The 26,460-nt window shown below is 71.1% G+C and carries 23 protein-coding genes; 20 read left to right on the top strand and 3 right to left on the bottom strand.

Translation table 11 applies throughout. The features are described from left to right. Nucleotide 1: 1 nt before the first annotated feature. Nucleotides 2–535 (bottom strand): inorganic diphosphatase, encoded by a 534-nt coding sequence (locus D8Y23_RS02230; RefSeq protein WP_128216544.1) that lies wholly within the window; start codon nucleotides 533–535, stop codon nucleotides 2–4. Nucleotides 536–633: 98 nt separating this feature from the next. Between D8Y23_RS02230 and tilS the strand changes: the two genes are divergently transcribed. From tilS to pepD, 16 genes are all read left to right on the top strand, one after another. Further along, the gene (gene tilS, locus D8Y23_RS02225) at nucleotides 634–1,626 is read left to right on the top strand and encodes a tRNA lysidine(34) synthetase TilS (protein ID WP_128216543.1); all 993 of its coding nucleotides are present in this window, start codon (nucleotides 634–636) and stop codon (nucleotides 1,624–1,626) included. Between the two features lie 155 nt (nucleotides 1,627–1,781). Further along, nucleotides 1,782–3,230: an iron-containing alcohol dehydrogenase gene (locus tag D8Y23_RS02220; protein WP_128216542.1), complete on the top strand. Its 1,449-nt coding sequence runs from the start codon at nucleotides 1,782–1,784 to the stop codon at nucleotides 3,228–3,230. Further along, nucleotides 3,227–4,726 (top strand): xylulokinase, encoded by a 1,500-nt coding sequence (locus tag D8Y23_RS02215; RefSeq protein WP_205796745.1) that lies wholly within the window; start codon nucleotides 3,227–3,229, stop codon nucleotides 4,724–4,726. Before D8Y23_RS02220 ends, D8Y23_RS02215 begins: the two co-directional genes overlap by 4 nt. Further along, the gene (locus tag D8Y23_RS02210; RefSeq protein WP_128216541.1) at nucleotides 4,719–5,558 is read left to right on the top strand and encodes an HAD-IIA family hydrolase; all 840 of its coding nucleotides are present in this window, start codon (nucleotides 4,719–4,721) and stop codon (nucleotides 5,556–5,558) included. The genes D8Y23_RS02215 and D8Y23_RS02210 overlap by 8 nt, the downstream gene beginning before the upstream one ends. A 36-nt stretch (nucleotides 5,559–5,594) precedes the next feature. Then, nucleotides 5,595–6,590 (top strand): thiamine pyrophosphate-dependent dehydrogenase E1 component subunit alpha, encoded by a 996-nt coding sequence (locus D8Y23_RS02205; RefSeq protein ID WP_205796742.1) that lies wholly within the window; start codon nucleotides 5,595–5,597, stop codon nucleotides 6,588–6,590. Continuing rightward, nucleotides 6,587–7,618 (top strand): alpha-ketoacid dehydrogenase subunit beta, encoded by a 1,032-nt coding sequence (locus D8Y23_RS02200; RefSeq protein ID WP_128216540.1) that lies wholly within the window; start codon nucleotides 6,587–6,589, stop codon nucleotides 7,616–7,618. The genes D8Y23_RS02205 and D8Y23_RS02200 overlap by 4 nt, the downstream gene beginning before the upstream one ends. 22 nt (nucleotides 7,619–7,640) lie before the next feature. Continuing rightward, nucleotides 7,641–7,883 carry a biotin/lipoyl-containing protein gene (locus D8Y23_RS02195; protein ID WP_128216539.1) on the top strand — a complete coding sequence of 81 codons (243 nt, stop codon included), beginning with the start codon at nucleotides 7,641–7,643 and terminating at the stop codon, nucleotides 7,881–7,883. A gap of 54 nt (nucleotides 7,884–7,937) precedes the next feature. Further along, nucleotides 7,938–8,810: a class II fructose-bisphosphate aldolase gene (locus D8Y23_RS02190; protein ID WP_128216538.1), complete on the top strand. Its 873-nt coding sequence runs from the start codon at nucleotides 7,938–7,940 to the stop codon at nucleotides 8,808–8,810. Further along, on the top strand, nucleotides 8,807–9,475 hold the full coding sequence (locus D8Y23_RS02185; RefSeq protein WP_128216537.1) for a 2-oxo acid dehydrogenase subunit E2: 669 nt from the start codon (nucleotides 8,807–8,809) through the stop codon (nucleotides 9,473–9,475). Before D8Y23_RS02190 ends, D8Y23_RS02185 begins: the two co-directional genes overlap by 4 nt. Then, a complete protein-coding gene (locus tag D8Y23_RS02180; protein WP_128216536.1) occupies nucleotides 9,472–10,287 on the top strand; it encodes a lipoyl protein ligase domain-containing protein in 816 nt (271 codons plus the stop codon). The genes D8Y23_RS02185 and D8Y23_RS02180 overlap by 4 nt, the downstream gene beginning before the upstream one ends. A gap of 142 nt (nucleotides 10,288–10,429) precedes the next feature. Beyond that, the gene (locus D8Y23_RS02175) at nucleotides 10,430–11,674 is read left to right on the top strand and encodes an epoxide hydrolase family protein (RefSeq protein ID WP_205796738.1); all 1,245 of its coding nucleotides are present in this window, start codon (nucleotides 10,430–10,432) and stop codon (nucleotides 11,672–11,674) included. Between the two features lie 104 nt (nucleotides 11,675–11,778). Then, nucleotides 11,779–12,930 (top strand): sugar ABC transporter substrate-binding protein, encoded by a 1,152-nt coding sequence (locus tag D8Y23_RS02170; RefSeq protein ID WP_128216535.1) that lies wholly within the window; start codon nucleotides 11,779–11,781, stop codon nucleotides 12,928–12,930. A gap of 72 nt (nucleotides 12,931–13,002) precedes the next feature. Next, a complete protein-coding gene (locus tag D8Y23_RS02165; RefSeq protein WP_128216534.1) occupies nucleotides 13,003–14,043 on the top strand; it encodes an ABC transporter permease in 1,041 nt (346 codons plus the stop codon). Continuing rightward, nucleotides 14,040–15,566, top strand: coding sequence for a sugar ABC transporter ATP-binding protein (locus D8Y23_RS02160; RefSeq protein WP_128216533.1), 1,527 nt, complete (start codon nucleotides 14,040–14,042; stop codon nucleotides 15,564–15,566). Before D8Y23_RS02165 ends, D8Y23_RS02160 begins: the two co-directional genes overlap by 4 nt. A 4-nt stretch (nucleotides 15,567–15,570) precedes the next feature. After that, nucleotides 15,571–16,587 (top strand): ABC transporter permease, encoded by a 1,017-nt coding sequence (locus D8Y23_RS02155; RefSeq protein WP_128216532.1) that lies wholly within the window; start codon nucleotides 15,571–15,573, stop codon nucleotides 16,585–16,587. A 50-nt stretch (nucleotides 16,588–16,637) separates the two neighbouring features. Further along, on the top strand, nucleotides 16,638–18,131 hold the full coding sequence (gene pepD, locus D8Y23_RS02150; RefSeq protein WP_128216531.1) for a beta-Ala-His dipeptidase: 1,494 nt from the start codon (nucleotides 16,638–16,640) through the stop codon (nucleotides 18,129–18,131). 97 nt (nucleotides 18,132–18,228) lie between these two features. Here the strand turns inward: pepD and D8Y23_RS02145 are convergent, their stop codons facing one another. Both D8Y23_RS02145 and D8Y23_RS02140 read right to left on the bottom strand, forming a co-directional pair. Beyond that, nucleotides 18,229–19,209 carry a sugar-binding transcriptional regulator gene (locus D8Y23_RS02145; protein ID WP_164878109.1) on the bottom strand — a complete coding sequence of 327 codons (981 nt, stop codon included), beginning with the start codon at nucleotides 19,207–19,209 and terminating at the stop codon, nucleotides 18,229–18,231. Between the two features lie 101 nt (nucleotides 19,210–19,310). Continuing rightward, a complete protein-coding gene (locus tag D8Y23_RS02140) occupies nucleotides 19,311–20,255 on the bottom strand; it encodes a sugar-binding transcriptional regulator (protein ID WP_164878108.1) in 945 nt (314 codons plus the stop codon). Between the two features lie 212 nt (nucleotides 20,256–20,467). On the opposite strand from D8Y23_RS02140, the gene D8Y23_RS02135 reads away from it, so the two are divergent. The 4 genes from D8Y23_RS02135 (at nucleotide 20,468) to ftsH (ending at nucleotide 26,455) form a co-directional block, all read left to right on the top strand. Continuing rightward, the gene (locus D8Y23_RS02135; RefSeq protein ID WP_128216528.1) at nucleotides 20,468–22,111 is read left to right on the top strand and encodes a glycerol-3-phosphate dehydrogenase/oxidase; all 1,644 of its coding nucleotides are present in this window, start codon (nucleotides 20,468–20,470) and stop codon (nucleotides 22,109–22,111) included. Nucleotides 22,112–22,121: 10 nt separating this feature from the next. Further along, a complete protein-coding gene (locus tag D8Y23_RS02130) occupies nucleotides 22,122–23,741 on the top strand; it encodes an FGGY family carbohydrate kinase (protein WP_164878107.1) in 1,620 nt (539 codons plus the stop codon). A 9-nt stretch (nucleotides 23,742–23,750) separates the two neighbouring features. After that, nucleotides 23,751–24,302 carry a hypoxanthine phosphoribosyltransferase gene (hpt, locus tag D8Y23_RS02125; RefSeq protein WP_128216526.1) on the top strand — a complete coding sequence of 184 codons (552 nt, stop codon included), beginning with the start codon at nucleotides 23,751–23,753 and terminating at the stop codon, nucleotides 24,300–24,302. 149 nt (nucleotides 24,303–24,451) lie between these two features. Then, nucleotides 24,452–26,455, top strand: coding sequence for an ATP-dependent zinc metalloprotease FtsH (gene ftsH / locus D8Y23_RS02120; RefSeq protein ID WP_128216525.1), 2,004 nt, complete (start codon nucleotides 24,452–24,454; stop codon nucleotides 26,453–26,455). The last annotated feature ends 5 nt before the right edge of the window (nucleotides 26,456–26,460 follow it).

Genomic DNA, 26,460 nt, shown 5'->3' with positions numbered 1-26,460 from the left:
GTCAGAGCGTGTTCGGCGCTTCGCCCTCGCCCTGCGTCTTGGTCTGACCCTCGTGCTCCTCGAAGCGTGCGAACGCCTCGCCGACGAGGCGCTCGGCCTCGGCGGCATCCGCCCACTCGTCGACCTTGACCCACTTGTTGGGCTCGAGGTCCTTGTAGTGCTCGAAGAAGTGCGCGATCTCGTTCTTCGTCCACTCGTCGATGTCGCCGACATCCTGGATGTGGTCCCACCGGGGGTCCTTCGCCAGCACGGCGACGACCTTGTCGTCGCCACCGGCCTCGTCGCTCATCTTCAGCACGCCCACGGGACGCACCTTGGCGAGGATGCCCGGGTAGAGGTCGCGGTCGAGGAGGACCAGCACGTCCAGCGGGTCGCCGTCCTCGCCGAGCGTGTTCTCGAAGAAGCCGTAGTTTGCCGGGTAGCCGAACACCGTGTACAGGATGCGGTCGAGGAAGACCCGGCCCGTGCCGTGGTCGACTTCGTACTTCACGCGGCTGCCGCGCGGGATCTCGATGACGGCGTCGTACGCGCCCATACGTGTGCTCCTTAGATCGGTGGCTTTCCGCCGCCCAGCCTAGCCGGGGCGTCCCGTCCGGCCCACGCGACGGAGCCCCGGGCCGCTAGCGTGGACGTGTGGAGCGACGACCTGGACTCGACCCCGCCGTCGCGGAGGTGCGCCGAGCGGTGCGGGCGAGCCTCGAGGGACGTCGCGGTGCCGTCGTGGTCGCGCTGTCGGGCGGGGCGGACTCGCTCGCGCTCGCGGCGGCGACGGCCTTCGAGGCGCCGCGGTCCGGCATCCGGGCCGAAGCCGTCGTGATCGATCACGGACTTCAGCCCGGCTCCGCCGCGATCGCGGAGAGGGCGGCCGACGTCGCGCGCGCACTGGGGCTCGCCGCCCGCGTCGTGGCGGTGGAGGTGCACCCCGGGGGCGGACCCGAGGCCGCCGCGCGCGACGCGCGGTACCTCGGCCTGGCCCGTGCCGCAGCAGAGACGGGGGCGGACGCGGTGCTGCTGGGCCACACCCTCGACGATCAGGCCGAAACGGTGCTGCTCGGGCTCGCCCGCGGATCGGGGGCGGCGAGTCTGGCCGGGATGGCTCCGGAGCGGAGGGATGCCACCGGCCCGGCGTGGCTGCGTCCTCTGCTCGCCGTGAGGCGCGAGACGACCGCGGCTGCGTGCCTCGCCGAGAACCTCGACCCGTGGCGCGATCCCCACAATCTCGACGCCGCATTCGCGCGCGTACGTGTGCGGGAAACCGTCCTGCCGATGCTGGAGCGCGAACTCGGACCCGGTATCGCGGAGGCGCTCGCACGCACGGCCGAGCAGCTGCGGGAGGACTCCGACGCGTTCCAGGACATGATCGACGAGACGATCGAGGACATCGTCGAGCACGCCGAGGCGGGGATCTCGGTGTCGGTCGCGGCCCTGGCCGCCAACCCGCCCGCACTGCGCAACCGCATCGTGCGCTACGTCGTAGACAGTGAGTTCGGCGTCGCCCTCACACGGACGCAGACACTCGAGGTCGCGCGTCTGGCAACCGACTGGCACGGCCAGGGACCCATCGACCTGCCCGGCTGTCTCGCGCGTCGCGTCGGGGGCCGGATCGAGATCGTCGCGCGCGGCTGAGCCGCCCCTTCGTCGCCGGATCGCGGGTCGGTCCGGTCGTCGCGCGGCTCGCGCGCCCCTTGACGGGTCTGCGAGGCGTTCCTAGACTCACGAAACAAACATATTCAATTAGTGAATGAATATGCATACGTCCGATTCAGAGTCGAAGGCTGGACATGAGCGCGTTCTCCCGCATCGCAGACCCCACCGACCTCGAGGCCGTCCGGGCCGCGATCGCGGATGCCGAGCGCCCTGAGGACCTCGTGCCCCTCGGGCTGCGCACCCTGGTGATCGCGCCGGACGTCGCCTCCCTCGCGCCCGCGCACGTCCGGGCCCTGCTCCCCGAGGGCGCCGGTCGCGCGAGCGTCGCACTCCTCGTCGACGCCACCCGCATCCTCTCGGGCGAGACCGACCTCAAGGAGACGGTGCACCGCGCCCTCGAGGAGGAGTTCGTCGTCGTCCCCACGGTCCTGGGTGAACCGGGCCACCTCCACGTCGATGACGCGGCCCTCGACGGCGCCACCGCCGCGGTCACCGGAGCGGACGCCGTGGTGGCCGTGGGGTCCGGCACGATCTCGGACATCGCGAAGGTCGCATCGGCGCGGGCGGGCGGCATCCCGCTGGTGATCGTGCAGACGGCCGCGTCGGTCGACGGGTTCACCGACAACGTCTCGGTGGTGCTGCGCTCGGGGGCCAAGCGGACGATCGACTCCCGCTGGCCCGACGTCGTGCTCGCCGACACGACCGTGATCGCCACCGCCCCCGTCGAGCTGAACGCCTCCGGCTTCGGCGAGCTCCAGTCGCTGTTCACCGCGCCCGCCGACTGGTGGCTGGCCGCGCAGGTCGGAACCGACACGACGTTCCACACCACGCCCCGCGACCTGTTGCTGGAGTTCGCCGGCGATCCGGCGGAGTGGGGGGCCGGTCTCGGCGAGGGGCGCGCCCGGCCGGTCGAGCAGCTCACCCGCGTCCTCGCCATCCGCGGCATCGGCACCGGGATCGCCGGATCCACGGCCTGCCTGTCGGGCGTCGAACACCTTGTCAGCCACATGCTCGACATGAACGCCGTGGCCCGCGGCGCCGACGTGGGGCTGCACGGTGCCCAGGTGGGGGTGGCGTCGGTGGTCGCCGCGGCGGCCTGGGATCACCTCTTCGCGCAGGCTCGGGCCGGTCGCGCCGTCGTCCCTCCGGTGGGCGATGAGGAGGCGACGGTGCGCGCGGCGTTCGCGGTCTGCGACCCCTCGGGCGCGTTGGGCGCGGAGTGCTGGCGCGACTACTCGGCCAAACGGGCGGCGTGGGCCGCGGCGCCCGCCGACCCCCTGGACCTGCTGGCCGACCCCGCCGCCCTGGAGCAGCGCCTCGGTGCGATGCGACCCGACCGGGAGGCGATCGCGCGTGCGCTGGCCGTCGCCGGGGCGCCGCTGCGCCGAGAGGACCTCGGCGCCCACGTCACGCCCGAGATCTGGCGGTGGGCCGTGGCGAACTGCCTCTACATGCGCAACCGCGTGACCGTGATCGACCTCCTCGCCGCGGCGGGCTGGTGGACCGCGGCCGACGTCGACGCCGTGCTGGCGCTCGCCGACGACGCCGTGCGGGCGGCCGTCGCCGCGGAGGTGACGGCGTGAGCGACATCGTCCTCGGGGTCGACTGCTCGACCACCGGGGCCAAGTGCGTCGCCTGGGACCGGCACGGGCGCGCCGTCGCGCAGGGTCGCAGCGACATGCCGCTGTCGATCCCGCAGCCCGGCTGGGGCGAGCAGGACCCCGAGGATTGGTGGCGCGCGACCGTGCGGGCCGTCCGCGCGTGCGTGCGCACGGTGGGGCCCGATCGGGTCCGCGCGCTCTCGATCACGCATCAGCGCGAGAGCTTCGCGCTGATGGATGCCGAGGACCGCCCGGTGCGTCCGGCGATGCTGTGGCTGGATTCCCGCGCCGGCGACCAGGTCGACCGCGTCGGGACGGAGCGCATCCACGAGCTGACCGGCAAGCCGCCGAACCCGACGCCCGCGCTCTACAAGCTGCATTGGCTGTCGGAGAACGAGCCCGAGTCCCTCGCTCTGACCGCGCACGTCGCCGATGTGCACGCCTACCTCGTCCACCGGATGACGGGGGAGTGGGTGACCTCGATCGCCAGCGCCGACCCGCTCGGGATCCTCGACCTGGCCGCCGGCGACTATTCGGACGAGATCCTCGGCGGACTCGGTCTGGACCGGAGCGTGCTGCCGCGCCTCGTCGAGCCCGGCACGCCTCTGCGGGGGCTGCGCGCCGAGGAGGCCGCGGAGCTCGGGCTCACGACCGACGTCCTCGTGGTCGCGGGTTCCGGCGACGGGCAGTCGGCCGGTCTCGGCGCCGCCGTGTGCGGCGAGGGCGACGCCTACCTGAACATCGGAACCGGACTCGTGTCCGGGTGCTTCGGGGCCCGCTTCCATCCCCACACCTCGTACCGGGCCATGTCGGGCGCGATCCCGCGGACCGTGAGCAACGAGATGTTCGTCGGGGCGGGGACCTTCATGGTGACCTGGTTCCTGCACGAGATCGCGGCGGGCGAGCCCGCGGGCGTGGTCCGCGAGGACTGGTGGGAGCAACAGGCGCGGACGGTGCCCGCCGGCGCCGAGGGGCTGTTCGTCGTCCCGTACTGGAACGGCCAGCTGACCCCCACCTGGGATCACCGGGCGCGCGGGACGATGGTCGGATTCGGGGGAGTGCACACGCGCGCGCACATCTACCGCGCGATCCTCGAGGGCATCGCCTTCGAGCTGCGCTGGTGTCTGGAGCGCGCCGAGGAGCATTTCCCGGCGCCGGTGACGGAGTTCGTGGCGATGGGCGGCGGGGCGCGCAGCGATCTGTGGTGCCAGATCTTCGCCGACGTCCTGCAGCGCCCCGTCGTCCTCGCGGGCCACGACGAGGCCACGGCGCTGGGGGTCGGCATCCTCGCCGCCGTCGGCGCGGGGCTGTTCCCCGGCATCCCCGAGGCGGTCGCGGCCATGACGCGCCGCGGTCGTCGCTACGACCCCGACCCGGGGGCCGCCGCGCGCTACGACGACCTGTTCGACGCGTACGGCGCGATCTACCCGGCGCTGCGTCCGGTCTTCCCGCGGATCGCGGAGGTGGCGCATGTCTGACGCGCGGCCCGAGGGCTGGTTCGACGCCTACCTGTTCGATCTGGACGGAACGGTCTACCTCGGCGACGAGCTGCTCCCGGGCGCGCGCGAGCTGCTGGCCGATCTCCGCGCGCGCGGCGCGCGCACCGTCTTCCTCTCGAACAACCCCACGCGCGACCCGGCGATGTACGTCGCGAAGCTCGAGCGCCTCGGCATCCCGGTGGATCCGAGCGAGATCGTGAACACCGTCGTGAGCACGGTCGCGTGGCTGCGCAGCGAGCACCCGGGCGCCACGGTCTTCCCGATCGCGGAGGCGCCGCTCGTGCGAGCCCTCGAGGCCGCCGGCATCCGGGTGAGCGAGGACCCGACCGAGATCGACATCGTCGTGGCCAGCTACGACCGGGGTTTCGACTATCGCAAGCTCCAGATCGCTTTCGACGCCCTGTGGCAGCACCGGCGCGCGATCCTCGTCACCACGAACCCCGATCGGTACTGCCCGTTCCCGGGCGGGCGCGGCGAACCCGATGCCGCGGGGATCGTGGCGGCGCTGGAGGCGACGACCGGGGTGCGCTGCTCGGCGAACATGGGCAAACCCGACCGCATCATGATCGACGCGGTCACGGCGATGCTCGGACCCGAGGTGCGCTCGGTCGTGATGGTGGGCGACCGGCTCGAGACCGACGTGCGGATGGCCAAGAACGCGGGCATCTCGTCCGCGCTGGTCCTGACGGGGGACGCCTCGCTCGCCGACGTCGTGAGGTGCGAGCCGCATCTGCGTCCCGACTTCGTGCTCGACGGCATCGGCGGCCTGCGTCCGCGATCGACGGTTGCGGCCGGTCTCTCGCGCGCTTAGAATAATCAACCACACACCGAATAAGCATTCCCACGAATGACGGAGAGGTCAGCGATGGACGAGGAATTCCTGCTCGAGATGCAGCGGCGCATGCTGCGCATCCGCGGCTTCGACGAGCGCGCGTCGAAGATGGTCAAGCGCGGCCACATCCCGGGCACCGTGCACACCTCGATCGGCCAGGAGGCGCAGGTCGTGGGGGCTACGATGGCGCTCCGCGACGGCGACTACATGACCGGCAACCACCGCAGCCACGGACACCCGATCGGCAAGGGGTCGCCCCTCGGGCCTCTCATGGCCGAGCTGCAGGGCAAGGCCGACGGCGTCTGCAAGGGCAAGGGCGGATCGCTCCACCTCGCCGACTTCGCCGTCGGCAGCCTCGGCGAGTCCGGCATCGTCGGCTCCTCGATCCCGATCGCGATGGGCGCCGCGCTGTCGTCGCAGGTGCTCGGCCGCGACAGCGTCGCGCTGGCGTTCTTCGGCGACGGAGCCGCCAACCAGGGCGTCCTGTACGAATCCATGAACATGTCCGGCGTCTGGAACCTGCCGGTGATCTTCCTCTGCGAGAACAACCAGTACGCGCTCTCCACCCCGGCGCACACGGTCACGTCCGGCGTCATCGCCGAGCGCGCCGCCGGATTCGGCATCCCCGGCATCCGGGTCGAGGAGGGGCAGGACGTGCTCGCGGTGTACGAGGCCGTGTCGGCCGCCGTCACCCGTGCCCGCGCCGGCGAGGGCCCCACCCTCATCGAGGTCGTCACCTACCGGTACAACGAGCACTCCGAGGGCCTGCGACTCGGCACGGACTACCGGCCCGTCGACGAGCGCGAGGCGTGGCTCAAGAAGGACCCCCTCGTGCTCTTCCGGGAGCGACTGATCGCTGAGCACGGCCTCACCGCCGAGCGGATGGACGCGCTCGAGCAGGAGATCCTCGCCGAGGTCGACGCCGCCGTCGCGTTCGCCGAGAACAGCCCCTTCCCTGACCCCTCGGTCGCCTTCGACGACCTCTACACCGACTCGGAGTACGCAGCATGAGCGTGATGAGCTTCCTCGGCGCGATCGGCGCCGCCCAGCGCGAGGCGATGGATGCCGACGAGCGCGTCGTCATCATCGGCGAGGACGTCGAGGCGAACGTCTACGGCACCACCGGCGGCGGCAAGACCCGCCGCGAGACCGGCGACTTCGTGCAGATGTACGGCCGCAGCCGCATCCGCAACACCCCCATCTCGGAGGAGGGCATCGTCGGTGCCGCCGCGGGCGCCGCGATGACGGGCCTGCGGCCCATCGTCGACCTGTCGTACTCGAGCTTCCTCTACATGGCGATGGACCAGCTCGTGAACCAGGTCGCGAAGAACCGCTACATGTTCGGCGGACAGGCCTCGATGCCGGTGGTCTTCCGCTCGGCGATGTTCTACGGCCTCAACACCGGCGCCCACCACTCGGACCGCCCGTACCCGATGTTCATGAACGTCCCGGGCCTGAAGATCATGGTGCCCTCGTCGCCGGCGGACGCCAAGGGGCTGCTCCGCACTGCGATCGACATGGACGACCCCGTGCTCACCTTCGAGGCGTGCATCCTGTGGGGCGCCAAGGGCGAGGTCGAGGACGAGCCCTTCTGGGTGCCGTTCGGCGTCGCCCGCACGGTCCGCGAGGGCACGGACGTCACGATCGTGGCGATCTCGAGCTCAGTCCCCGAAGCCGTCGCCGCCGCGGAGGAGCTCGCGGCGGAGGGGGTGTCGGCGGAGGTCATCGACCCGCGCACCCTCGTGCCGCTGGACCGCGACGCGATCCTCCGCTCGGTCGCCAAGACCGGTCGCCTGGTGATCGCCGAGCCCGCGCACCGCACGTGCGGCGCGGCGGCGGAGATCAGCGCGCTCGTCAGCGAAGAGGTCTTCGACGCGCTCAAGGCGCCGATCGTGCGCCTCACCGCCCCCGACATGCAGATCCCCTTCAGCCCCGCGCTGGAGAAGCAGATGTACCCGAGCAAGGACGGGATCGCCGCCGCCGTCCGGCGCGTCGCCGGCCTGACCGCCCCCGCGCTGGCGACCGCCGGCGCCGAGTGAGAGACGACAGAAGGAGAACGACATGGCACGTGTAGAGGTTCTGCTCCCGCAGTGGGGCATGGGCATGAGCGAAGGCTCGATCGTCCAGTGGCACAAGAAGGTCGGCGACCGCGTCGCCGAGGACGAGCCGCTCGCCGACGTCGAGGCCGAGAAGGTCGAGGAGACCCTCGAGGCCCCCGCCACCGGAACCCTCACCGAGCTCCTCGTCGAGGAGGGCGACGTCGTGGAGGTCCGCGCCGTCGTCGCCGTCATCGAGACGGACTAGGCCATCGCACGATCCGCCGGGCAAAGGAGCCCGGCGACAGAGAAAGGGCACATCATGACCGGAGTCGACCCGCTGGGTCTCATCACCGCCGCGCAGGCCGGCGGATACGCCGTCGGCGCGTTCAACATGCACAATCCCGAGACCACGCAGGCCCTGATCCGTGCCGCCGAGCGCGCGGACGCGCCGGTGTTCCTCCAGGTGGGGCGCGCGATCGTCCCGCACATGGGGCTGCGGGCGGCGTACGAGATGACGCGACGCGAACTCGACGCCTCGGGCCTCCAGGCGCCGATCCATCTCGATCACGGCACGTACGACGAGGTGTTCGAGGCCATCCGCCTCGGATTCGACTCGATCATGTTCGACGGGGCGCACCTCGACTTCGAGGAGAACATCCGCGTCACCGCCGAGGTCGTCCGCGTGGCCCACGCGTTCGGCATCCCGGTCGAGGCCGAGCTGGGTCGGATCCCGGATGCCGCCGACGACATCCCGTGGGAGGAGTACTACACCCGCGTCGACGAGGCCGAGCGCTTCGTCGCCGAGACCGGGGTCGACCTGCTGGCGATCTCGGCCGGTGTGATGCACGGGGTCACGGGCATCGAGCCGCGTCCCCTCGACATCGAACGCATCCGCGCGATCCGCGACGCCGTCGGCATCCCGCTCGTCCTGCACGGCGCGTCCGGTGTGCCGGCCGACCAGCTGCACGCGGCGATCGAGGCGGGAGTGCACAAGCTCAACGCCGACACCGACCTGCGGCACGCCTTCCGACGCGGCATCGAAGAGGTGTGGTCGCGCGGCGACCGGCAGTTCGAGGAGGCCGTCTCCGAGGGGCGCGAGCGCATGATCGAGGCGACCGTGCAGAAGATGCGCGAGTACGGCTGCGCCGACCGCGGTTCGGCTCCCCGCGACGCATCGGCGGTGCTCGTGTGAGCACCGTGGTCGAGGAGGGGCGCGTCGAGCCGCTGACGGGCCTGCGGCGGACCGCCGCGCGACGGATGGTCCAGGCGTGGGCGGCCCCGGTGTTCCACGTCACCGTGGAGATCGACATGACGGCGGCTCTGCGCACCCGCGAGCGCGCCCCCGGTGCCACGGTGACCGACGCAATCCTGCAGGCCAGCGCGCGCGCCCTCGTGGCCGTCCCCGAGGTGAACGTCCACGTCGGGGACGACAGCGTCACCCGATTCGACCGCGCCAACGTCGGTGTCGCCGTCGACAGTCCCAAGGGGCTGGTCGTCCCCGTCGTGCACGACATCGGCGCGGCCGAGCTGCCCGACATCGCGCGTGCCCGCGCCGACGTCGTCTCGCGCGCGCGCGAGGGGGCGCTCACCCGCGACGACATCACCGGAGGCACCTTCACCGTGTCGAACCTCGGGATGATGGGCGTCACGCGCTTCGACGCGATCCTCAACGTCCCCCAGGCGGCTATCCTCGCCGTCGGCGCGACCGTTCCGCGGTACGTCCACCGGGAGGATGCCGGGCTGTGGGTGCCGACCGCGGAGTTCACCCTCACCGCCGACCACCGCGCCCTCGACGGGGCGACCGCCGCGCGGTTCCTCGGGGTCCTGCGCGCTGAGCTGGAAAGCCCCGCGACGTGACCGCCCGCGTCCGCGGGGACGGGGGACCGTCGCCCGCGGACGCGGGGGGCGTGCGTCTGCTGGTCGACGACGACTCCCCGGGGGTCCCGGGCCGCGACCCCGCGCGCGAGGTGCTCACGTCGTTGCTGCTCCTGCACCGCGTCGCCGCCGACGCCGGGCCCGCGGTGGTCCGGGTCTTCTCCCCGGAGCCCACGGTGGCGTTCAGTCGTCGCGAGAGCCTGCATCCCCGCTTCTCCGAGGCGGCCGCGGCCGCGCGCGCGGCGGGCTACCTGCCCATCGTGCGCCCCGCGGGCGGCCGGGCCGTCGTGCTGGACGCGGACTGGCTCGTCATCGACGTCATCCACCCCGAGAAGAAGCGCGGCGCGGATGCCGAGATCTTCCGCGCGCGCGGAGAGCAGTTCGTCGGGCTCGCCCGGCGCTGGGGCGTCGACGCGCGCCTCGGTCCCGTCCCGGGGGAGTACTGCCCGGGGGACTGGTCGGTCAACGCCGGAGGCCGCGTGAAGCTCGTGGGCACCGCGCAGCGCGTGGTCCGCGGTGCCCGCCTGTTCACCGCGAGCCTGCCGCTGCGCGTGACCCCCGACGCCCGGCGGCTGCTCGACCGGGTCAACGGCATCCTGGACCTCCCGTGGGATCCCGCGACCGCCGGGTCGCTCGCGGACGAGACCGCCGTGACGGAGGCGGTCGTCCGCGCCGACGTGACGGCGTTCTTCGCCGGCGCGGACGCTCGACGCGTGCGCCTGCACGACCTGATCCCGGATGCCGCCGAGGCGCTCGCCGCGCTCTCCGGCGACCGGATCGCGACCTCTTCGTGACCTCTCGGGGAGCGGCCGGCGCCGCGGAATTCCGGGGCGGAATCACCCGTTGACAGGGGCGCCCGGGAGGCCTAACGTATAGCCAATCGCAAGATGAATAGTTAGTACAACAGGTCCCCGACCGAGAACGAGGAGGTTCACGGTGTCCGACAGCTACGACGTCCGGCCCTTCCGGATCGACATCCCCCAGGACGATCTGGACGACATGATGGAGCGCCTGAAGCGCACGCGCTTCGCGGACGACTTCGCCAACGACGACTGGCGCTACGGCTACAACACCGCCTACCACCGCACGCTGGTCGACTACTGGATCAACGAGTACGACTGGCGCGACGTGGAGCGCCGCATGAACGAGCTCCCGCACTTCCGGGTCGACCTGATGGGCGTGCCGCTGCACTTCATCCATGTCAAGGGCAAGGGTCCGAACCCGATGCCGCTGCTCCTGCACCACGGCTGGCCCTGGACCTTCTGGGACGTCCGCAAGGTCATCGAGCCCCTCACCGACCCCGCGAAGTTCGGCGGCGACCCGGCCGACAGCTTCGATGTCGTGCTGATCTCGCTCCCCGGCTACGGATTCTCGTCGCCGCTGCGCGAGCCGGGCTGGAACTTCTGGCGCACCGCCGACCTCGAGAACACGCTCATGACGGACGTGCTCGGGTACGAGCGCTACGCCACCGCCGGCGGCGACTGGGGCGCCCTCATCGCCCAGCAGCACGGGCACAAGTACGAGGACGACGTCATCGGCGTCTACACGCACTTCCCCGCGCAGCTCTCGCACTACCTGCCCGAGCACCCCGACCAGCCGACGCACGTCGAGTACGACCCGGCGCTCGGCCTCCCCGCCGCCTCCGAGTACGGCGCGGGCGAGGAAGGCTGGTTCGAGCGCGGCAAGCTCTTCGTCGAGCGCGAGAGCGGGTACGGCGAGATCCAGTTGACCAAGCCCCAGACGCTCGCGGCCCTCGTGGTCGACTCCCCGGCGGCGCAGTTGGCGTGGATCACCGAGAAGCGCTACTTCTGGGGCCTCGCCGAGCGCGGCGAGGGCACGGAGGCATTCGAACGCGTCTGGCCCAAGGAGGACCTCGTCACCACGGCCGCCGTGTACTTCCTCACGGGCACCGGCGGAACGTCGTCGCGCTACTACTGGGAGTGCCGCGGAAACCCCTGGACCCCGTCGCACGACCGCACCCCGGTCGTCGGCGTCCCCACCGCCGTCTCGATCTTCCCCGGCGAGATCTACAAGCCCCCGCGCACCTGGACCGACGCCTACTTCAACCTCCAGCAGTACCGCGTCCACGACGAGGGCGGGCACTTCGCTCCGCTCGAGGTCCCCGAGATCTACGTCGACGACGTCCGCACGTTCTTCCGCACCCTGCGACCGGCGGGCTGATCCCCGCTCTCGTCCTGCCGACCCCGGCTCACGGTCCACCCCACCGGCCGGTTCCCACCCCACCTCGCGACCGCTCCGCCGGCGCACTCGACGAAGGAGTCGAAATGATCAGCACCCGTTCCCGCACACGGATCCTCCGTGGCCTGGCCCTGTCGGCCGCCGCCGCCCTCGTCCTCACCGGATGCACCTCGACCGCCGGCGCCACCGGTGGCGCCGCGCAGCCGCTGAAGAAGGAGGACCTCGTGCTGGTGGCATCCGTCATCAACACCACCAACCCCTACATGGCCTCCAACATCGCCGGCGCCGAGGCGCTGTCGAAGAAGCTCGACATCCCGCTCGAGATCGTCGACTCCAACGGCTCCTCGCAGACGGAGATCTCGAAGATCCAGGCGATCCTCGCCAAGGGCAAGAAGGTCGTGCTCTTCGTCAACACCGTCGCCAGCTCCGACGCCCCGACGATCGTGAACGCGGTCAAGGCGGCCGGCGGATACGTGACCATCTGGTGGAACAAGCCCGACAACCTCGACCCGGCCCAGGTCGGCGACAACTTCGTCGCCTTCCAGAAGATCCCGGGCGTCGAGTCCGGCAAGTGCAACGCCGACGCGCTCGGCGAGTCCCTCGACGGGCAGGGCAACGTCATCATGCTCCCGGGCGTGCAGGACAGCACCACCAGCCAGACGCGCGTCGCGGGCTTCAAGGCGCAGATGGCCGAGAAGTACCCGAACATCAAGATCCTCGAGGAGCGCCCCTCCAACTGGGATCCGCAGCTCGGCTACAAGAACTCGCAGGACCTCATCGCCAAGTACGGCGACACCATCGACGGCGTGTGGAGCGCCGACGACGCGATGCAGACCGGGTCGATGAAGGCGTTCAAGGATGCCGGACTCCTGGACACCACGAAGTTCGCCTCGGACGGCCTCTACCCCGACACGATCGCGTCGATGCAGTCCGGTGAGGGCAACAACGCCATCGTCGGCGAGACGTTCCACCGCGGGTACATGGCCTCGGCCGTCGGGCTCTACACCGCTTACCTCGCCGCCATCGGCGAGATCAAGCCGTCGGAGCTCCCGCAGGAGAAGCGCGACAGCCTCTTCGAGCTGAGCTGCGTCACCCCCGACACGCTCAAGGACTACCTCGGCTACGACGCCGCGGACGGTCCGGAGAAGTTCGTCGACTCGCTCATCGAGAACGGCCCCTGGGACACCGAGCCGATGAAGCTCATCGGCGGCGGCCCGGAGGTCCTCCCGTCCAACTGACGGCCCGCGTCCCCCGGCCGCACGCGGCCGGGGGACGCTCCACCCCTCACTCCCACGACGACGGAGTCGATCATGACGAACACCACCGAGCGGCCCCCCGTGGCCGACACCACCGCGATCCGCACCCGAGAGCATCACATCGCGCGTCGCACCCGTTTCTCCGGATGGGCCGAGCCCGTCGCCCTCGTGGGCGCGATGGTCGTGCTCGTCATCGTCTTCTCGCTGCTGAACCCCCGGTTCGCCAGCGTGAGCAACCTCCAGAACATCCTCGACCAGGCCACGGTCCCCCTCATCGTGGGGGTGGGCGCGACGCTGGTGATCCTGCTCGGATCCATCGACCTGTCGGTCGAGGGCGTCATGGGCGCCGCCGGCATGGCGTGGATCCTGTTGTCGGCGAACACCCGCGGCGGCCCCGACCTCGGTCCGCTCGCGTGGATCATCGCGCTCGCCGTGGGCGCGGCCCTGGGGTGGCTCAGCGGTGTGATCTTCACCCGGCTGAAGGTGCCCTCCTTCATCGTCACCCTGGGCATCTGGTACGTCGGCCTCGGTGTCGCCACGATCCTCTTCGGCACCGAGTCGATCCCGACGCTCACCGACGACGCCCTGTCGACGTGGTCGTCGCAGACGACGGCCGGCATCCCGAACGGCTTCTGGCTGGCCGTGGGCGTCGTCGTCCTCGGCGTGCTGCTGCTGCGCTACACCCGCTTCGGACGCCTGACCCTCGCGATCGGCGATAACGAGGGCATCGCCCGCTCGGCCGGCATGCCCGTCGCCCGTATCAAGACCGCGGTCTTCCTCGTCGCCGGGCTCCTCAGCGGTCTGGCCGGCATCATCGCCACGATGAAGCTCGGCGCCGGATCGGCCACGGTCGGTGCCGGAACCCTCTTCCTCGTCATCCCGGCCGTCGTGATCGGCGGGACCTCGCTGGGCGGCGGCCGCGGAGGCATCCTCCGCACCGTCCTGGGCGTGTTCCTCCTGACCGTCCTCAGCAACGGGCTGATCCTCTCGGGCGTCAGCCCGAGCTTCCAATCCGCCGTGTCGGGGGCCATCCTCGTCGTGGCGATCGTCGCCGCTGCCTGGTCGCAGCGCAACCGTCTGAGGATCGCGAAATGACCGAGCAGACCCCCGTCATCGCCCTGCGCGACATCCGGATCTCCTTCGGCGCCGTCGCCGCCGTCAAGGGCGTCTCCCTCGAGATCGGTCCCGGCCAGGTGGTCGGACTGATCGGCGAGAACGGCGCCGGCAAGTCGACGCTGCTGAAGATCATGACCGGCATCCACCAGCCCGACGCGGGCACGATCGAGGTCAACGGCGCCCCCGTGCGGTTCCGCGGACCCCGGGATGCCATCGCCGCCGGTGTCGGCGTCGTGCACCAGGAGCAGTCGCTCTTCACCAACCTCACGGTCGCCGAGAACGTCGAGATGAACACCAAGCCCGGCAAGGGCGGGGTGGGTCGCGCCGGCTTCTACCGCTGGGGGCGCCTGAACAAGGATGCCGCCGAGACCCTCGCCAAGATCGGCTCGCAGCTGGACCCCCGCACGAAGGTCGGCGACCTGTCGTTCGTGGACCGTCAGATGGTCGAGATCGCTCGCGCGATCCGGGTGCAGACCCGCGCGGGCGGTCAGCCGCTCGTCATCCTCGACGAGCCGACGTCGGTGCTCGAGCGCACGGAGACGGCCATCCTGGAGCGCGAGATCGGCAAGCTCCGCGACGTCGGGTCCGTGATCTTCGTCTCGCACCGGCTCGACGAGGTCATGCGCATCTGCGATCGCGTCCTGGTCATGCGCGACGGCGAACTCATCGCCGACCGCCCGGTGGCCGACGTCACCGAGGCCGAGCTGTTCCGGCTCATGGTCGGTCGCGAAGCCCACGCCGAGGCGCGGGAACGGCAGGCGCTCGGCGCCGATGACCGCCCCGTGCTGGAGGTGCGCGGTCTCGGCCGCCGCGGCGAATACGACGACGTGTCGTTCGAGGTCCACGCCGGGCGTCTCACCGCGATCGTCGGCACGAGCGGCTCGGGGCGCGAGTCCCTCTCCCGCGCGCTGTTCGGCGCCGAGGTCTTCGATCGCGGGCAGATCCTCATCGACGGCGTTGCCGTGAAGGATTGGACCATCTCGCACGCGGTCAAGGCCGGTGTCGGGTACGTCCCGGCCGAGCGTCGCGTGGAGGGGATGGTCGGGGGCCTGAGCGCCGCCGAGAACCTCACGCTGACGCACCCGGGCGATGCCGCCGCCGGTGGCATCCTGCGCCCGGGGCGCCGCAATCGCACGTCGCAGGAGTGGTTCGACGCCCTCGAGGTGCGGCCGAACGACATCTCGCTCGAGCTCGAGCGGTTCTCGGGCGGCAACCAGCAGAAGGTCGTCATGGCCAAGTGGCTGACCGCCTCCGACCTCAAGCTCCTCGTGCTCGACCACCCTCTGCGCGGGCTCGACCCGGGCGCCGCGCAGATCGTCAACGCCCAGATCCGACGGGCGTGCGAGAACGGCACGGCCGTGATCCTGCTCGCCGACACCCTCGAGGAGGCCCTCGACATGGGCGACGACATCATCGTGATGCGCGACGGCCGGACGGCGGCCCGCTACGACCTGGTGACGGAGGATCCGTCCACCCTCGACCTGCTGGAAAGGATGCTGTGATCCCGTGAACGCCTTCGCCACCGTCGCCGACCGCTCGGCCGTCCGCGACGAGAAGTCCACCCCGAAGCGCTCGCGCCTGCGTCCGCAGCGCGTCTGGCAGACCGTCGGTCCGCCCGTGATCTTCGTGGTGATGTTCGCCGTCGTCGCCGCCCTGACCCCCGCGTTCCTCGGCGGTGGCGGACTCACGATCATCGCCGCCTCGGCCGCCCCCATCCTCCTGGTCGCCCTCGGCCAGGCGCTGGTGCTGCACATCGGCTCCATCGACCTGTCCAACGCGGCGATCGCGCTGCTCGGGGCGATCCTCCTCGCCACGCTCCTCGCGCCGCTCGGCGCGGTCGCCCCGCTGGTCGTGCTCGCGATCGTGACGCTCTGCGGTGCGCTGAACGGCCTGCTCGTCGCCTTCGCCCAGGTGCCGTCGTTCGCCCTCACCCTGGGCACGCTCGGCATCTACTCGGCGGCGGCCCTCGTCACCAGCGGCGCCACCACCGTCTACGTCACGGCGAACGGCGAGGGCGTGGCCGCGCTCTACCAGACCGGCGTCGTCGGCATCCCGCTGACGTTCTGGCTGGGCGTCGTCGTCGCGGTCATCCTGTGGGCCGTCCTGCGCTTCACCCGCCTCGGCATCGGCATGACCGCGGTCGGACGGAACGAGTCCGGCGCCATCCTCTCGGCCGTCCGCACCCGGGCGATCAAGGTCGTCGCCTTCAGCCTCTCGGGCTTCACCGCGGGTCTGGCGAGCATCGCGATCATCGCCCAGGCCGGGTCGGCCTCCCCGACGGGGCTCGGCAGCGACCTCCTGCTCCCCGCCATCGCCGCGGCGATCGTGGGCGGCACGTCCATCTCGGGCGGGGCGACAAACCCCATCAGCGTCGTCTTCGGCGCGCTCACCGTCGCCCTCGTCCCCATCGCCACCGCCGCTCTCGGCATCGACGCCCAGGCGCAGAGCCTGGTCTACGGCGTCGTGATCATCACCGTCGTGGCCCTGACCATGACCCGCTCGCGCGGGTCTATCGTCAAGTGACCCCGCGGCCGATCCCCGAAATCGCCCCGCCGTTCTCAGAGAGGAGAACCATGTCCGACACGCTTTCCGTTCCGCCCACCACGGGTGTCCTGGACGACCTCGAGCCCCGGGAGGTGCTGCGGTGGTTCGAGTCCCTCGCGGGCATCCCACGCGGCTCGGGCAACGAGTCCGCCGTCGCCGACTGGGTCGTCGAGTTCGCCCGCTCCCGCGGTCTGGAGGCCGTCAAGGACGAGGTCAGCTGCGTCCTGGTGCGCAAGCCCGGACAGGGCGGTCTCGAGGATGCCGCGCCCCTCATCCTGCACGGACACCTCGACATGGTGTGCGAGAAGGCGGAGGGGGTCGAGTTCGACTTCGTCACCGAGCCGATCCGTCTGCTCGTCGACGGCGACTTCATCACCGCCGACGGCACCTCGCTCGGTGCCGACAACGGCATCGGCGTCTCGTACATCCTCGCGCTGCTCGCCGACGAGGACCTCCCGCACCCGCCCCTGGAGGCCGTGCTCACCGCGATGGAGGAGAAGGGCAAGGTCGGTGCCGGCCAGTTCGACACCTCGCAGCTGCGCGGGCGTCGCATGATCGACTTCAACTGGATCACCGACCAGGAGATCCTCGCCGGCTGCAGCGGCGACGTGACCTTCACCGTCGATCTGCCGGGCGAATTCCAGGCCGTGCCCGCCTCGCACTCGCGCGCGCTGCGCCTGCAGGTGCGGGGTCTGCGCGGCGGACACTGCGAGTTCGACATCCAGCTGGAGCGCGCCAACGCGCTGCAGATCCTCGCGCGTGCCGTGCAGGCGGTCACCGACGGGCGCGACGTCCGCGTCTCGGACGTGGTCGGCGGGGCGCAGAACAACGCCATCCCGGCGGATGCCGAGGCCGTGCTCAGCCTGCTCCCCGGGGACGAGGAGGCCGTCCGGGCCGTCGTCGCCGATCTGCAGCGCGACCTCGCGGTCGAGTACGACCTGGCCGACCCCGACGTGCGGGTCGAGCTCGTCGAGACCGCCGCGGTCGAGCGGTCGCTCTCGCCCGTCGCCGCGCGGCGGTTCGCGGCGGTGACGCTGCTCATCCCGCACGGGGTGGTTCGCTGGAACCTGCACGTACCCGACCGGGTCGAGACGTCCAACAACCTCGGCACGGTCCGACCGACCGACGACGGGCTCCGGCTCATGTCGACGATCACCTCGGCCCTCACCTCGCGCAAGCACGAGCTGTTCGACCGGGTGAAGGCCCTCGTCGACCTCGCCGGCGGCGGGGCGCGCATCGAGATGTACGGCCTCGACGCTCCCGAGTTCCCCTACCGTCCCGACTCCGAGCTCCTCGCCGTGGCCTCGGCCGCGTACCGCGACGTCCTCGGCGCCGAGCCCTCGGTCGAGGTCTCGCAGTGCTCGCTCGAGCTGGGCATGTTCAGCCGGCGGGTCCCCGTCGCCGACATCATCTCGATCGGGACCGAGCTGCACGCGCTGCACTCGCCCGCCGAGAAGGTCAACCACCGATCGGTCGCCCGCGTGTGGCCGCTCGTGAAGAGCGTCGTGTCGCGGCTCGGCTGACACGACCCCTCGGCGCGGATGCCGCGGCCCGGTCGTCGGGGTCGCGGCATCCGTGCCTCTTTCCGGCGTGCTGCGCCGGTGCCGAGGCGTGGATCGCTCAGCGCGCGGGACCCTGCGCGAGGAGGTACTGCGCCGACTCCTCGTCGGTGACGAGCACGTTGATCCACCCGCCGCGCACGGCGGCCAGCAGGGCCTCGTGCTTGTCGGCGCCGCCCGAGACGCCGATGCGTCGTTCGGCGCGGCGCAGCTGATCGAGTCCGACGCCGATGACGAGGTCGTCGAGGGGGGATGCCACGGGGCGGCCGTCGGCATCCATGAAGTTGAGGTTGATCTCGCCGACGGCCCCGCGGGCGCGCACGTCGTCGAACTGCTCCTGCGTGAAGAAGTTCTCGCCTCCCACGAGCGGAGGCACGATCGTGGCGTTGCCGATGCCGACCAGGGCGATGTCGAGCTCGTCCATCGCGGCGAGGGCGCGCCGGGCGTGCGGATCGTTCGCGAGGATCGCCTCGCGCACGTCGGGGGTCGAGACGACGCCGGGGACGCGCAGGAACAGGGCCTCGGCGTCGGTGAGTGAGGCGAGGCGCTCGGTGGCGTTGGTGGCCTGGTGCTGGATCGTCGGCTGTCCGACGCCGCCCAGCAGTTCGACGACGGCCCGGGCGGAGGAGTGCGGGAAGCTCGTGAGGTTCTCGACGAAGCGGCGCATCGACCGGCTCCACGAGGTGAAACCGATCATCTTGTCGCCCACCGGGAGCACCTGGAACACCCCGGCGAGGGCGACGCCGAGCGTCTCGGTGCACTGTTCGCCGGTCTCGCCCGACGCGTCGACGACGTGGACCTCGCGCATGCCGAACATGCGCTCCACGCCCTCTTCGAGATCGGCGTTGAGTCCCGGCGGCGGGACGACGATCGTGCGGACGATGTTGGCCTCTTCGGCGGCGGCGAGCAGACGCGAGACGCGGGCCTGCGAGATGCCGAGGGTCTTCGCGATCTCCGTCTGGACGATTCCGCGCGTGTGATAGAGGTGCGAGACCTTCGTCATCATGCGCAGCTGCTCGAGCTCTTTGGGATCGCGCGCCATCGTCTGCCTCCCCTGTCCGTAAGGATCGTGGAGTCCTACTCTGCCAGGCCACCGCGGTGTCCCCGAGCGAGGCGCATCCGCGCGCCCGCGCACGCCGGTCCTCATCCCCCGGACGGTGGCGCGTCCACCAGGTGGCGGGCGGTCAGATCGTCGGTGACCAGGACGTCGATCCAGCCGCCGCGCACCGCCGCCAGGACGGCGGCGTGTTTGGCCGCACCGCCGGCGACGGCGATGCGGCGTTCGGTCCGCCGGAGCTGGGCGAGCTCCATCCCGAGCACGAGGTCGTCGAGCTCGGATGCCACGGGCGAACCGTCGGCGTCGAGGAACCGCAGACCGATCTCGCCGACGGCCCCCTGCGCCCGCGCGGCGGCGAACTGCTCGTCGGTGAAGAAGTTCTCGCCCGCCACGAGCGGCGGCGTCGGGTGGGCGTCGCCGATGCCTGTGAGCACGAGGTCGAGGTGGTCCATGGCATCCAGCGCGAGACGCGCGTGGGGGTCGCCGTCCAGCAGGGCGGTGCGCATGCGCGGCGTCGCGACCACGCCCGGGGCCCGGAGGAACAGGGGCTCTCCGCCCGTGGCCTGGGCGAAGCGTTCGGTGGTGAGCGCGGCGCGGTGCTGCAGCGTGGGGCGCCCGACGTCGCCGAGGACCTCGACGACGCGGGCCGCGGTCGCGCGCGGGAAGTCGGGCATGACCGACACCGCGAGCTGCAGCGTGCGGCTCCACGAGGTGAGACCGATGGAGCGTCGGTCTATGCGGGTGAGCTGGAGGATCTGCACGAGGGCGCGGGCGAGCGCTTCGACGCGACGTTCCCCCGTGAGGGCCCCCGCCGAGACGATGTGCACCTCCCGCAGGCCGAAACGCTGCTCGATGGCCTGCTCGAGGTCGCTGTGGAATCCCGCGGGCGGCACCACGATCGTGCGGACGATGCCGCGATCGGCCGCCGCGGTGAGCAGGCGCGAGACGCCCGCCTGCGACAGTCCCATCTCGGCGGCGATCTCGGTCTGCACGAGTCCGCGTCGGTGGTAGAGGTGGGCGACGCGGGTCATCGCGCGCAGGGCATGGGGATCGCGTGGCGGTGTCATCGGCGACCTCTCCTCTCCACCGTTCCCGCGTCGGCGCGTGTCTGCGAGACTCCCTCTACCGGTTCCCGAAAGCCGGTCCGCGCTTCCCGTCCCGACGGCTGGGCGCTACGATAGTGGAAACACATTCAATACGCGACTGATTATTCAGACGTGTACCACGGTCAAGGGAGACAGTCGTGGACAAGGTCGATCACCCCACGTTCGACATCGTGGTCATCGGTGCCGGGATCAATGGTCTGGGCATCGCCCGGGACGCGGCCGAGCGCGGCCTCTCGGTCGCCCTCGTCGAGCAGGAGGACGTCTGCGCGGGGGTCTCGGCGTGGTCCGGGCGTCTGGTCCACGGCGGCCTGCGGTACCTCGAACGCGGCGACATCCGGCTCGTGCGCGAGTCGCTGCGCGAGCGAGAGCTGCTGTTCAAGGTCGCCCCGCACCTGGTCAAGCCGGTGCGGCTCATCATGCCGTTCTACGCGCGCAACACCCGCCCCTCGTGGATGATCCGCCTCGGCATGCTCGCCTACGACGTGCTCTCGGTCGACAAGAGCGTCGCGTGGCACCGCGTGCTCTCGGCATCCGGTGTCCGCGAGCGCTTCCGCGGTGCCGCACGCGACGGCCTGAGCGGCGCCGCCCTCTTCACGGACGGGCAGCTGGAATACGCCGAGCGCCTGTGCGTCGAGCTCGCGGTGGCCGCGGTCGACGCGGGTGCGCGGCTGTTCCTCCACACGCGCGCGATCGGCCTGCTCGGCACCGGCAAGCGCGTCACCGGCGTGAGGGTCCAGCACGCCGACGGCTCGGTCGCCGACATCTCGGGCCGCCTGACCATCAACGCCGGCGGTCCCTGGGTCGACGCCGTCCTGCAGGGCGACGCGGCCTCGTCCTCCCTCCCCGGCATCCCCGCCCCGCGTCTGATCGGCGGCGCCAAGGGGAGTCACATCATCGTCGACCCGTTCCCCGGCGCCCCCTCCGACGTCGTCTACTACGAGTCGCAGACCGACGGCCGTCTGGTCCTGGTCATCCCGTGGATGGGCCGCTACCTCATCGGCTGCACCGACACGAAGTTCGATCTCGATCCTGATGAGGCTCGTGCCGAGGCCGACGAGATCGAGTACCTGCTCACCGAGACCAACGCCCTCGTCCCGGGCGCGAACCTCACCGTCGACGATGTCCTCTACACCTACAGCGGGGTGCGGCCGCTGCCGTACGCACCGAACGTCCCCGAGTGGAAGGTGCCGCGCAGCCACATCGTCCGCGACCACGCCGAGGACGGCCACCCCGGTCTGCTCTCGATCGTCGGCGGGAAGCTCACCACCTACCGCCAGTTGGCGGAGGACGCCACGGATGCCGCGGTCAAGCGGCTGCGCGCCGGACTCAAGCGCCCCGTGAGCAAGCACCAGCCGTTCCCCGGTGCCCGGGCCGCCGACCTCGGCGCGTTCGAGAAGGCGCTGCTGTCGACGAGCCTCGTCGAGCGCGACACCGCGGAGCGGCTGTGGGCGCTCTACGGCACGCGCGCCGAACGGGTGCTCGACCTGGTCCGCGAGCGCCCGACGCTCGCCGAGCGGTTCGATCCCGAGTCGCCGGCGATCGCGGCCGAGCTCGTCTTCGCGATGCGCACCGAGTTCGCCGAGACGCTCACCGACGTCTTCGCCCGTCGCCTCCTGCTCGCCTTCGAGCCGAAGCACGGCGTGCGCGGTCTCGAGCGCGCGGCCGACATCGTGGCCGACGAACAGGGGTGGGATGCCGATCGGCGCGCGGCCGAGATCGCCGGGTACCGCCGCTGGCTCGACCACCTCCGTGTCCCCGCCCGCGCGGCCCAGCCGGCCTGACGGAGCGACCGTGTCGACCTCCTCGGGTTACGTCCTGGCCCTGGACGAGGGCTCCAGCAGCGCGCGCGCCGTGCTCATCGACGCGCAGGGCGCCGTCGTCGGAGAGGCGTCGTCGCAGATCGACCCGATCTTCCCGCACGAGGGCTGGGTCGAGCTCGATCCGTTCGACCTGTGGGACGCGCCGCGCACCGCGATCCTGGGGGCGCTCGCGCGCGCCCGGGTGGACGGCTCCGAGGTGCGCGCGGTGGGGGTGACCTCCCACCGCGAGACGATCGTGATGTGGGACCGCCGCACCGGCGCCCCCGTCCACAACGCCATCATGTGGATGTCGAAGCAGACCGACGACATCGTCCGGGAGTGGTCGGCGCGCGGTCTGGACGACGAGTTCCGCTCCCGCACCGGGGTGCGCAACGACTCGTTCTTCTCGGCGGCCAAGGTCGCGTGGCTCCTGCGGCACGTCCCGGGCGCCCGGGAGCGCGCCGAGCGCGGCGAGCTGGCCATCGGCACCCCCGAGACGTGGCTGCTGTGGAACCTCACCGGGGGCGCCGCTCACCGCACCGAGCCCGGGGCCGCGTCCCGCACGGGCCTGATGTCGCTCGCCCGGGCCGAGTGGGACCACGAGTTCTGCGGCATCCTGGACATCCCGATCAGCCTGCTCCCCGAGATCGTCCCCTCCAACGCGTGGTTCGGCGACGTGGCCCCGGGGATCCTCCCCGGGGCCGAGCACCGGTCGGTGCCGATCCTGGCGGTCCTCGGCGACCAGCAGGCGGGCCTGTACGGCGAGGCGTGCCTCGAGCCCGGCAGCGCCAAGAACACCTTCGGCACCGCGGGCGTGCTCACCGTCAACGTCGGTTCCCGCCCGCGGACCCTGCCCGGCATGTGCAGCAGCGTCGCGTGGCGGTTCGACGACGACGTCACGTACGAGGCCGAGGGAGTGGTGTTCCACAGCGGGCAGACGATCCAGTGGCTGCGCGACCGGCTCGGCATCCTGCCGGGGGCCGCCGCGAGCGAGCGACTCGCCGAGAGCGTGCCCGACAGCGGTGGCGTGTACCTCGTGCCGGCGTTCGCGGGACTGTTCGACCCGCACTGGGACCGCAACGCCCGCGGCGGCATCGTCGGGCTGACACTCGAGTCCACGGCCGCGCACGTCGTCCGCGCCGGGATCGAGGCGATGGCCTTCCAGACGCGCGACAACGTCGACAACCTGCGGCGTCACGGCGTCACGATCCCCCTCCTGAAGGTCGACGGGGGAGCCACGCGGAACAACCTGCTGTGCCAGTTCCAGGCCGACATCCTCGGCATCCCGGTCGCCCGCCCGCAGGGTCTGGAGCGCACGGCACTCGGTATCGGGCACCTCGCCGGGTCGGGCGCCGGGATCTGGCGACGCGACGAGATCGCCCAACGCTGGCATCTCGAGCGCGTGTTCGAGCCGCGGATGAGCGAGGACGAGCGCGAGGAGCGCTATGCCGGATGGTTGGATGCCATCGCCTCGATCCGCACCCTCCCGCCCCGCCGCACGTGGTCGGTGCCCGACCCGGCCGCCCCGTCGGCCGCGCCCGGCGCCGCGGGGGCGGCACCTGTGCCGCATCCCACGGTCTCGCCCGTCGGGACGACCCCGACGCCTGCGTAGACTTGCCCAATGCGCGCGGCCGACATCTCCGACGACATCAGCGAAGTCCTCCTCACCGAGGAGCAGATCCACGGCAAGCTCGCCGAACTCGCCACGCAGGTGGCCGCCGACTACGCCGGACGCGATGTCGTCCTGGTCGGTGTGCTCAAGGGCGCGGTCATGGTCATGGCCGACTTCGCCCGACACCTGCCGATGCACGTCACGATGGACTGGATGGCGGTGTCCTCGTACGGGGCGAGCACGCGCTCCAGCGGTGTGGTGCAGATCCGCAAGGACCTCGACACCGACATCACCCGCAAGCACGTGCTGATCGTCGAGGACATCATCGACTCGGGCCTGACCCTCAGCTGGCTGCTCGAGAACTTCGCCTCGCGCGGCGCCGAGTCGGTCGAGGTCCTCGCGCTCCTGCGCAAGCCCGACGCCATGAAGGTCGAGGTCGACTGCCGCTACGTGGGCTTCGACATCCCGAACGACTTCGTCATCGGCTACGGCCTCGACTACGCCGAGAAGTACCGCAACCTGCGCGACGTCGCCGTGCTCGCGCCGCACGTCTACTCCTGAGCATGATCCGGATGCCGCGCGCCGAGGCGTGGCATCCCTCGCCCGGGTACGCCCACGACGAACGCACAGTCCCGGCATAGCCGCCGGGCGTTACCCTGATGCCACCGCTTTTTCCGGAGCGGATCACGAAAGGGCTGGGCTCGCCCACCATGAATTTCAAGAAGATCACGCGCAATCCGATCATCTACGTTCTGCTGGTCGGTCTGCTTCTGGTCATCGGTTTCTCGCTCATCTCGAACCTCAGCGGAGCGCGACAGGTCACCACGCAGGAGGGGCTCGAGTTGCTCAAGGGCAACACGGTCACGTCCGCCACGACCAACGATCCCGACCAGCGCGTCGATCTGAAGCTCTCGCAGCCCTTCGAGGGCGCCGATTCCGTGCAGTTCTACTACGGCACGGCGCGCGCGTCCGAGGTGGCGACCGCGATCGACGACGCCGCTCCGTCCGACGGCTTCAACGACGTGGTCCCGCGTCCGAGCTGGTTCGACGGATTCCTGTCGCTCCTGCTCCCGCTCGTGCTGCTCGGCCTGCTCTTCTGGTGGCTGCTCTCCAGCGCCCAGGGCGGCGGCAGCAAGGTGATGCAGTTCGGAAAGTCGCGGGCGAAGCTCGTGACGAAAGAGACGCCCACCGTCACGTTCCAGGACGTCGCCGGCTCCGACGAGGCCATCGAGGAGCTCGAGGAGATCAAGGAGTTCCTCAAGGACCCCAAGAAGTTCGAGGAGGTCGGGGCCCGCATCCCCAAGGGCGTGCTCCTCTACGGCCCTCCCGGTACCGGTAAGACCCTGCTCGCCCGCGCCGTCGCGGGGGAGGCCGGCGTGCCGTTCTACTCGATCTCCGGTTCGGACTTCGTCGAGATGTTCGTCGGTGTCGGCGCGAGCCGCGTCCGTGACCTGTTCAATCAGGCCAAGGAGAACTCGCCCGCGATCATCTTCATCGACGAGATCGACGCCGTCGGTCGCCACCGCGGCGCCGGCATGGGCGGCGGTCACGACGAGCGCGAGCAGACGCTGAACCAGATGCTCGTCGAGATGGACGGCTTCGACCCGAAGGTCAACGTCATCGTCATCGCCGCGACCAACCGCCCCGACATCCTCGACCCCGCGCTTCTGCGCCCGGGCCGCTTCGACCGGCAGATCGGCGTCGACGCGCCCGACCTCAAGGGGCGCCAGCGCATCCTCGAGGTGCACGGTCGCGGGAAGCCCCTGTCGGACTCGGTCGACCTCGAGGTCGTCGCGCGCAAGACGCCCGGCTTCACCGGTGCCGACCTGGCCAACGTCCTCAACGAGGCCGCACTCCTGACCGCGCGCTCGAACGCCCAGCTCATCGACAACCGCGCCCTCGACGAGGCGATCGACCGCGTCATCGCGGGTCCGCAGCGGCGCACGCGCGTGATGAAGGACAAGGAGAAGCTCATCACGGCCTACCATGAGGGCGGTCACGCGCTCGCGGCGGCGGCGATGAACCACACCGACCCCGTGACCAAGGTCACGATCCTCCCGCGCGGCAAGGCGCTCGGCTACACGATGGTGCTGCCGCTGGACGACAAGTACTCGATCACCCGCAACGAGCTGCAGGACCAGCTGACGTACGCGATGGGCGGCCGGGTGGCAGAGGAGATCGTGTTCCACGACCCGACGACCGGCGCCTCGAACGACATCGAGAAGGCGACGAGCATCGCCCGCAAGATGGTGACCGAGTACGGCATGACGAACGAGGTCGGCCCCGTCAAGCTCGGGTCGTCGTCGGGCGAGGTCTTCATGGGTCGCGACATGGGTCACGGCCGCGACTTCTCGGAGCGCATCGCCGAGCGCGTCGACGCCCAGGTCCGCGGACTCATCGAGCAGGCCCACAACGAGGCCTACCAGGTGATCAACGACAACCGCGAGGTGCTCGACCGCCTCGCGCTGGCGCTCCTCGAGAAGGAGACGCTCGACCACCTGGAGCTCGCCGAGATCTTCAAGGACGTCAAGCGTCTGCCCCCGCGCCCGCAGTGGCTCTCGTCGGGCGACCGCCCGGTGTCGAGCCTTCCGCCCGTCGAGGTCCCGCGCCGCGCGGCCCCCGCCGGGGTCGCCGCGTCCGCCGAGGCCGACGCGCAGCCCGCGACCCAGCCGCAGCGGCGGCCGAGCGGACAGACGCGTCCGGCCACCGCCTAAGGCGC

It is taken from the genome of Microbacterium enclense (genome assembly GCF_004022425.1).
GTDB classification, from domain to species: domain Bacteria; phylum Actinomycetota; class Actinomycetes; order Actinomycetales; family Microbacteriaceae; genus Microbacterium; species Microbacterium enclense_A.
Note: the sequence above shows the minus strand (reverse complement) of the source record. Positions and strands in the feature narration are given on the sequence as shown.

Bases quoted from the DNA above. Each gene is read 5' to 3' on its own strand.
- D8Y23_RS02170 (WP_128216535.1), top strand. From the start codon at position 11,779: ATGATCAGCACCCGTTCCCGCACACGGATCCTCCGTGGCCTGGCCCTG.
- pepD (WP_128216531.1), top strand. From the start codon at position 16,638: ATGTCCGACACGCTTTCCGTTCCGCCCACCACGGGTGTCCTGGACGAC.
- D8Y23_RS02160 (WP_128216533.1), top strand. From the start codon at position 14,040: ATGACCGAGCAGACCCCCGTCATCGCCCTGCGCGACATCCGGATCTCC.
- ftsH (WP_128216525.1), top strand. From the start codon at position 24,452: ATGAATTTCAAGAAGATCACGCGCAATCCGATCATCTACGTTCTGCTG.
- D8Y23_RS02205 (WP_205796742.1), top strand. From the start codon at position 5,595: ATGACGGAGAGGTCAGCGATGGACGAGGAATTCCTGCTCGAGATGCAG.
- D8Y23_RS02195 (WP_128216539.1), top strand. From the start codon at position 7,641: ATGGCACGTGTAGAGGTTCTGCTCCCGCAGTGGGGCATGGGCATGAGC.
- D8Y23_RS02165 (WP_128216534.1), top strand. From the start codon at position 13,003: ATGACGAACACCACCGAGCGGCCCCCCGTGGCCGACACCACCGCGATC.
- D8Y23_RS02200 (WP_128216540.1), top strand. From the start codon at position 6,587: ATGAGCGTGATGAGCTTCCTCGGCGCGATCGGCGCCGCCCAGCGCGAG.
- D8Y23_RS02145 (WP_164878109.1), bottom strand. From the start codon at position 19,209: ATGGCGCGCGATCCCAAAGAGCTCGAGCAGCTGCGCATGATGACGAAG.
- D8Y23_RS02210 (WP_128216541.1), top strand. From the start codon at position 4,719: ATGTCTGACGCGCGGCCCGAGGGCTGGTTCGACGCCTACCTGTTCGAT.
- hpt (WP_128216526.1), top strand. From the start codon at position 23,751: ATGCGCGCGGCCGACATCTCCGACGACATCAGCGAAGTCCTCCTCACC.
- D8Y23_RS02230 (WP_128216544.1), bottom strand. From the start codon at position 535: ATGGGCGCGTACGACGCCGTCATCGAGATCCCGCGCGGCAGCCGCGTG.
- D8Y23_RS02140 (WP_164878108.1), bottom strand. From the start codon at position 20,255: ATGACCCGCGTCGCCCACCTCTACCACCGACGCGGACTCGTGCAGACC.
- D8Y23_RS02190 (WP_128216538.1), top strand. From the start codon at position 7,938: ATGACCGGAGTCGACCCGCTGGGTCTCATCACCGCCGCGCAGGCCGGC.
- D8Y23_RS02220 (WP_128216542.1), top strand. From the start codon at position 1,782: ATGAGCGCGTTCTCCCGCATCGCAGACCCCACCGACCTCGAGGCCGTC.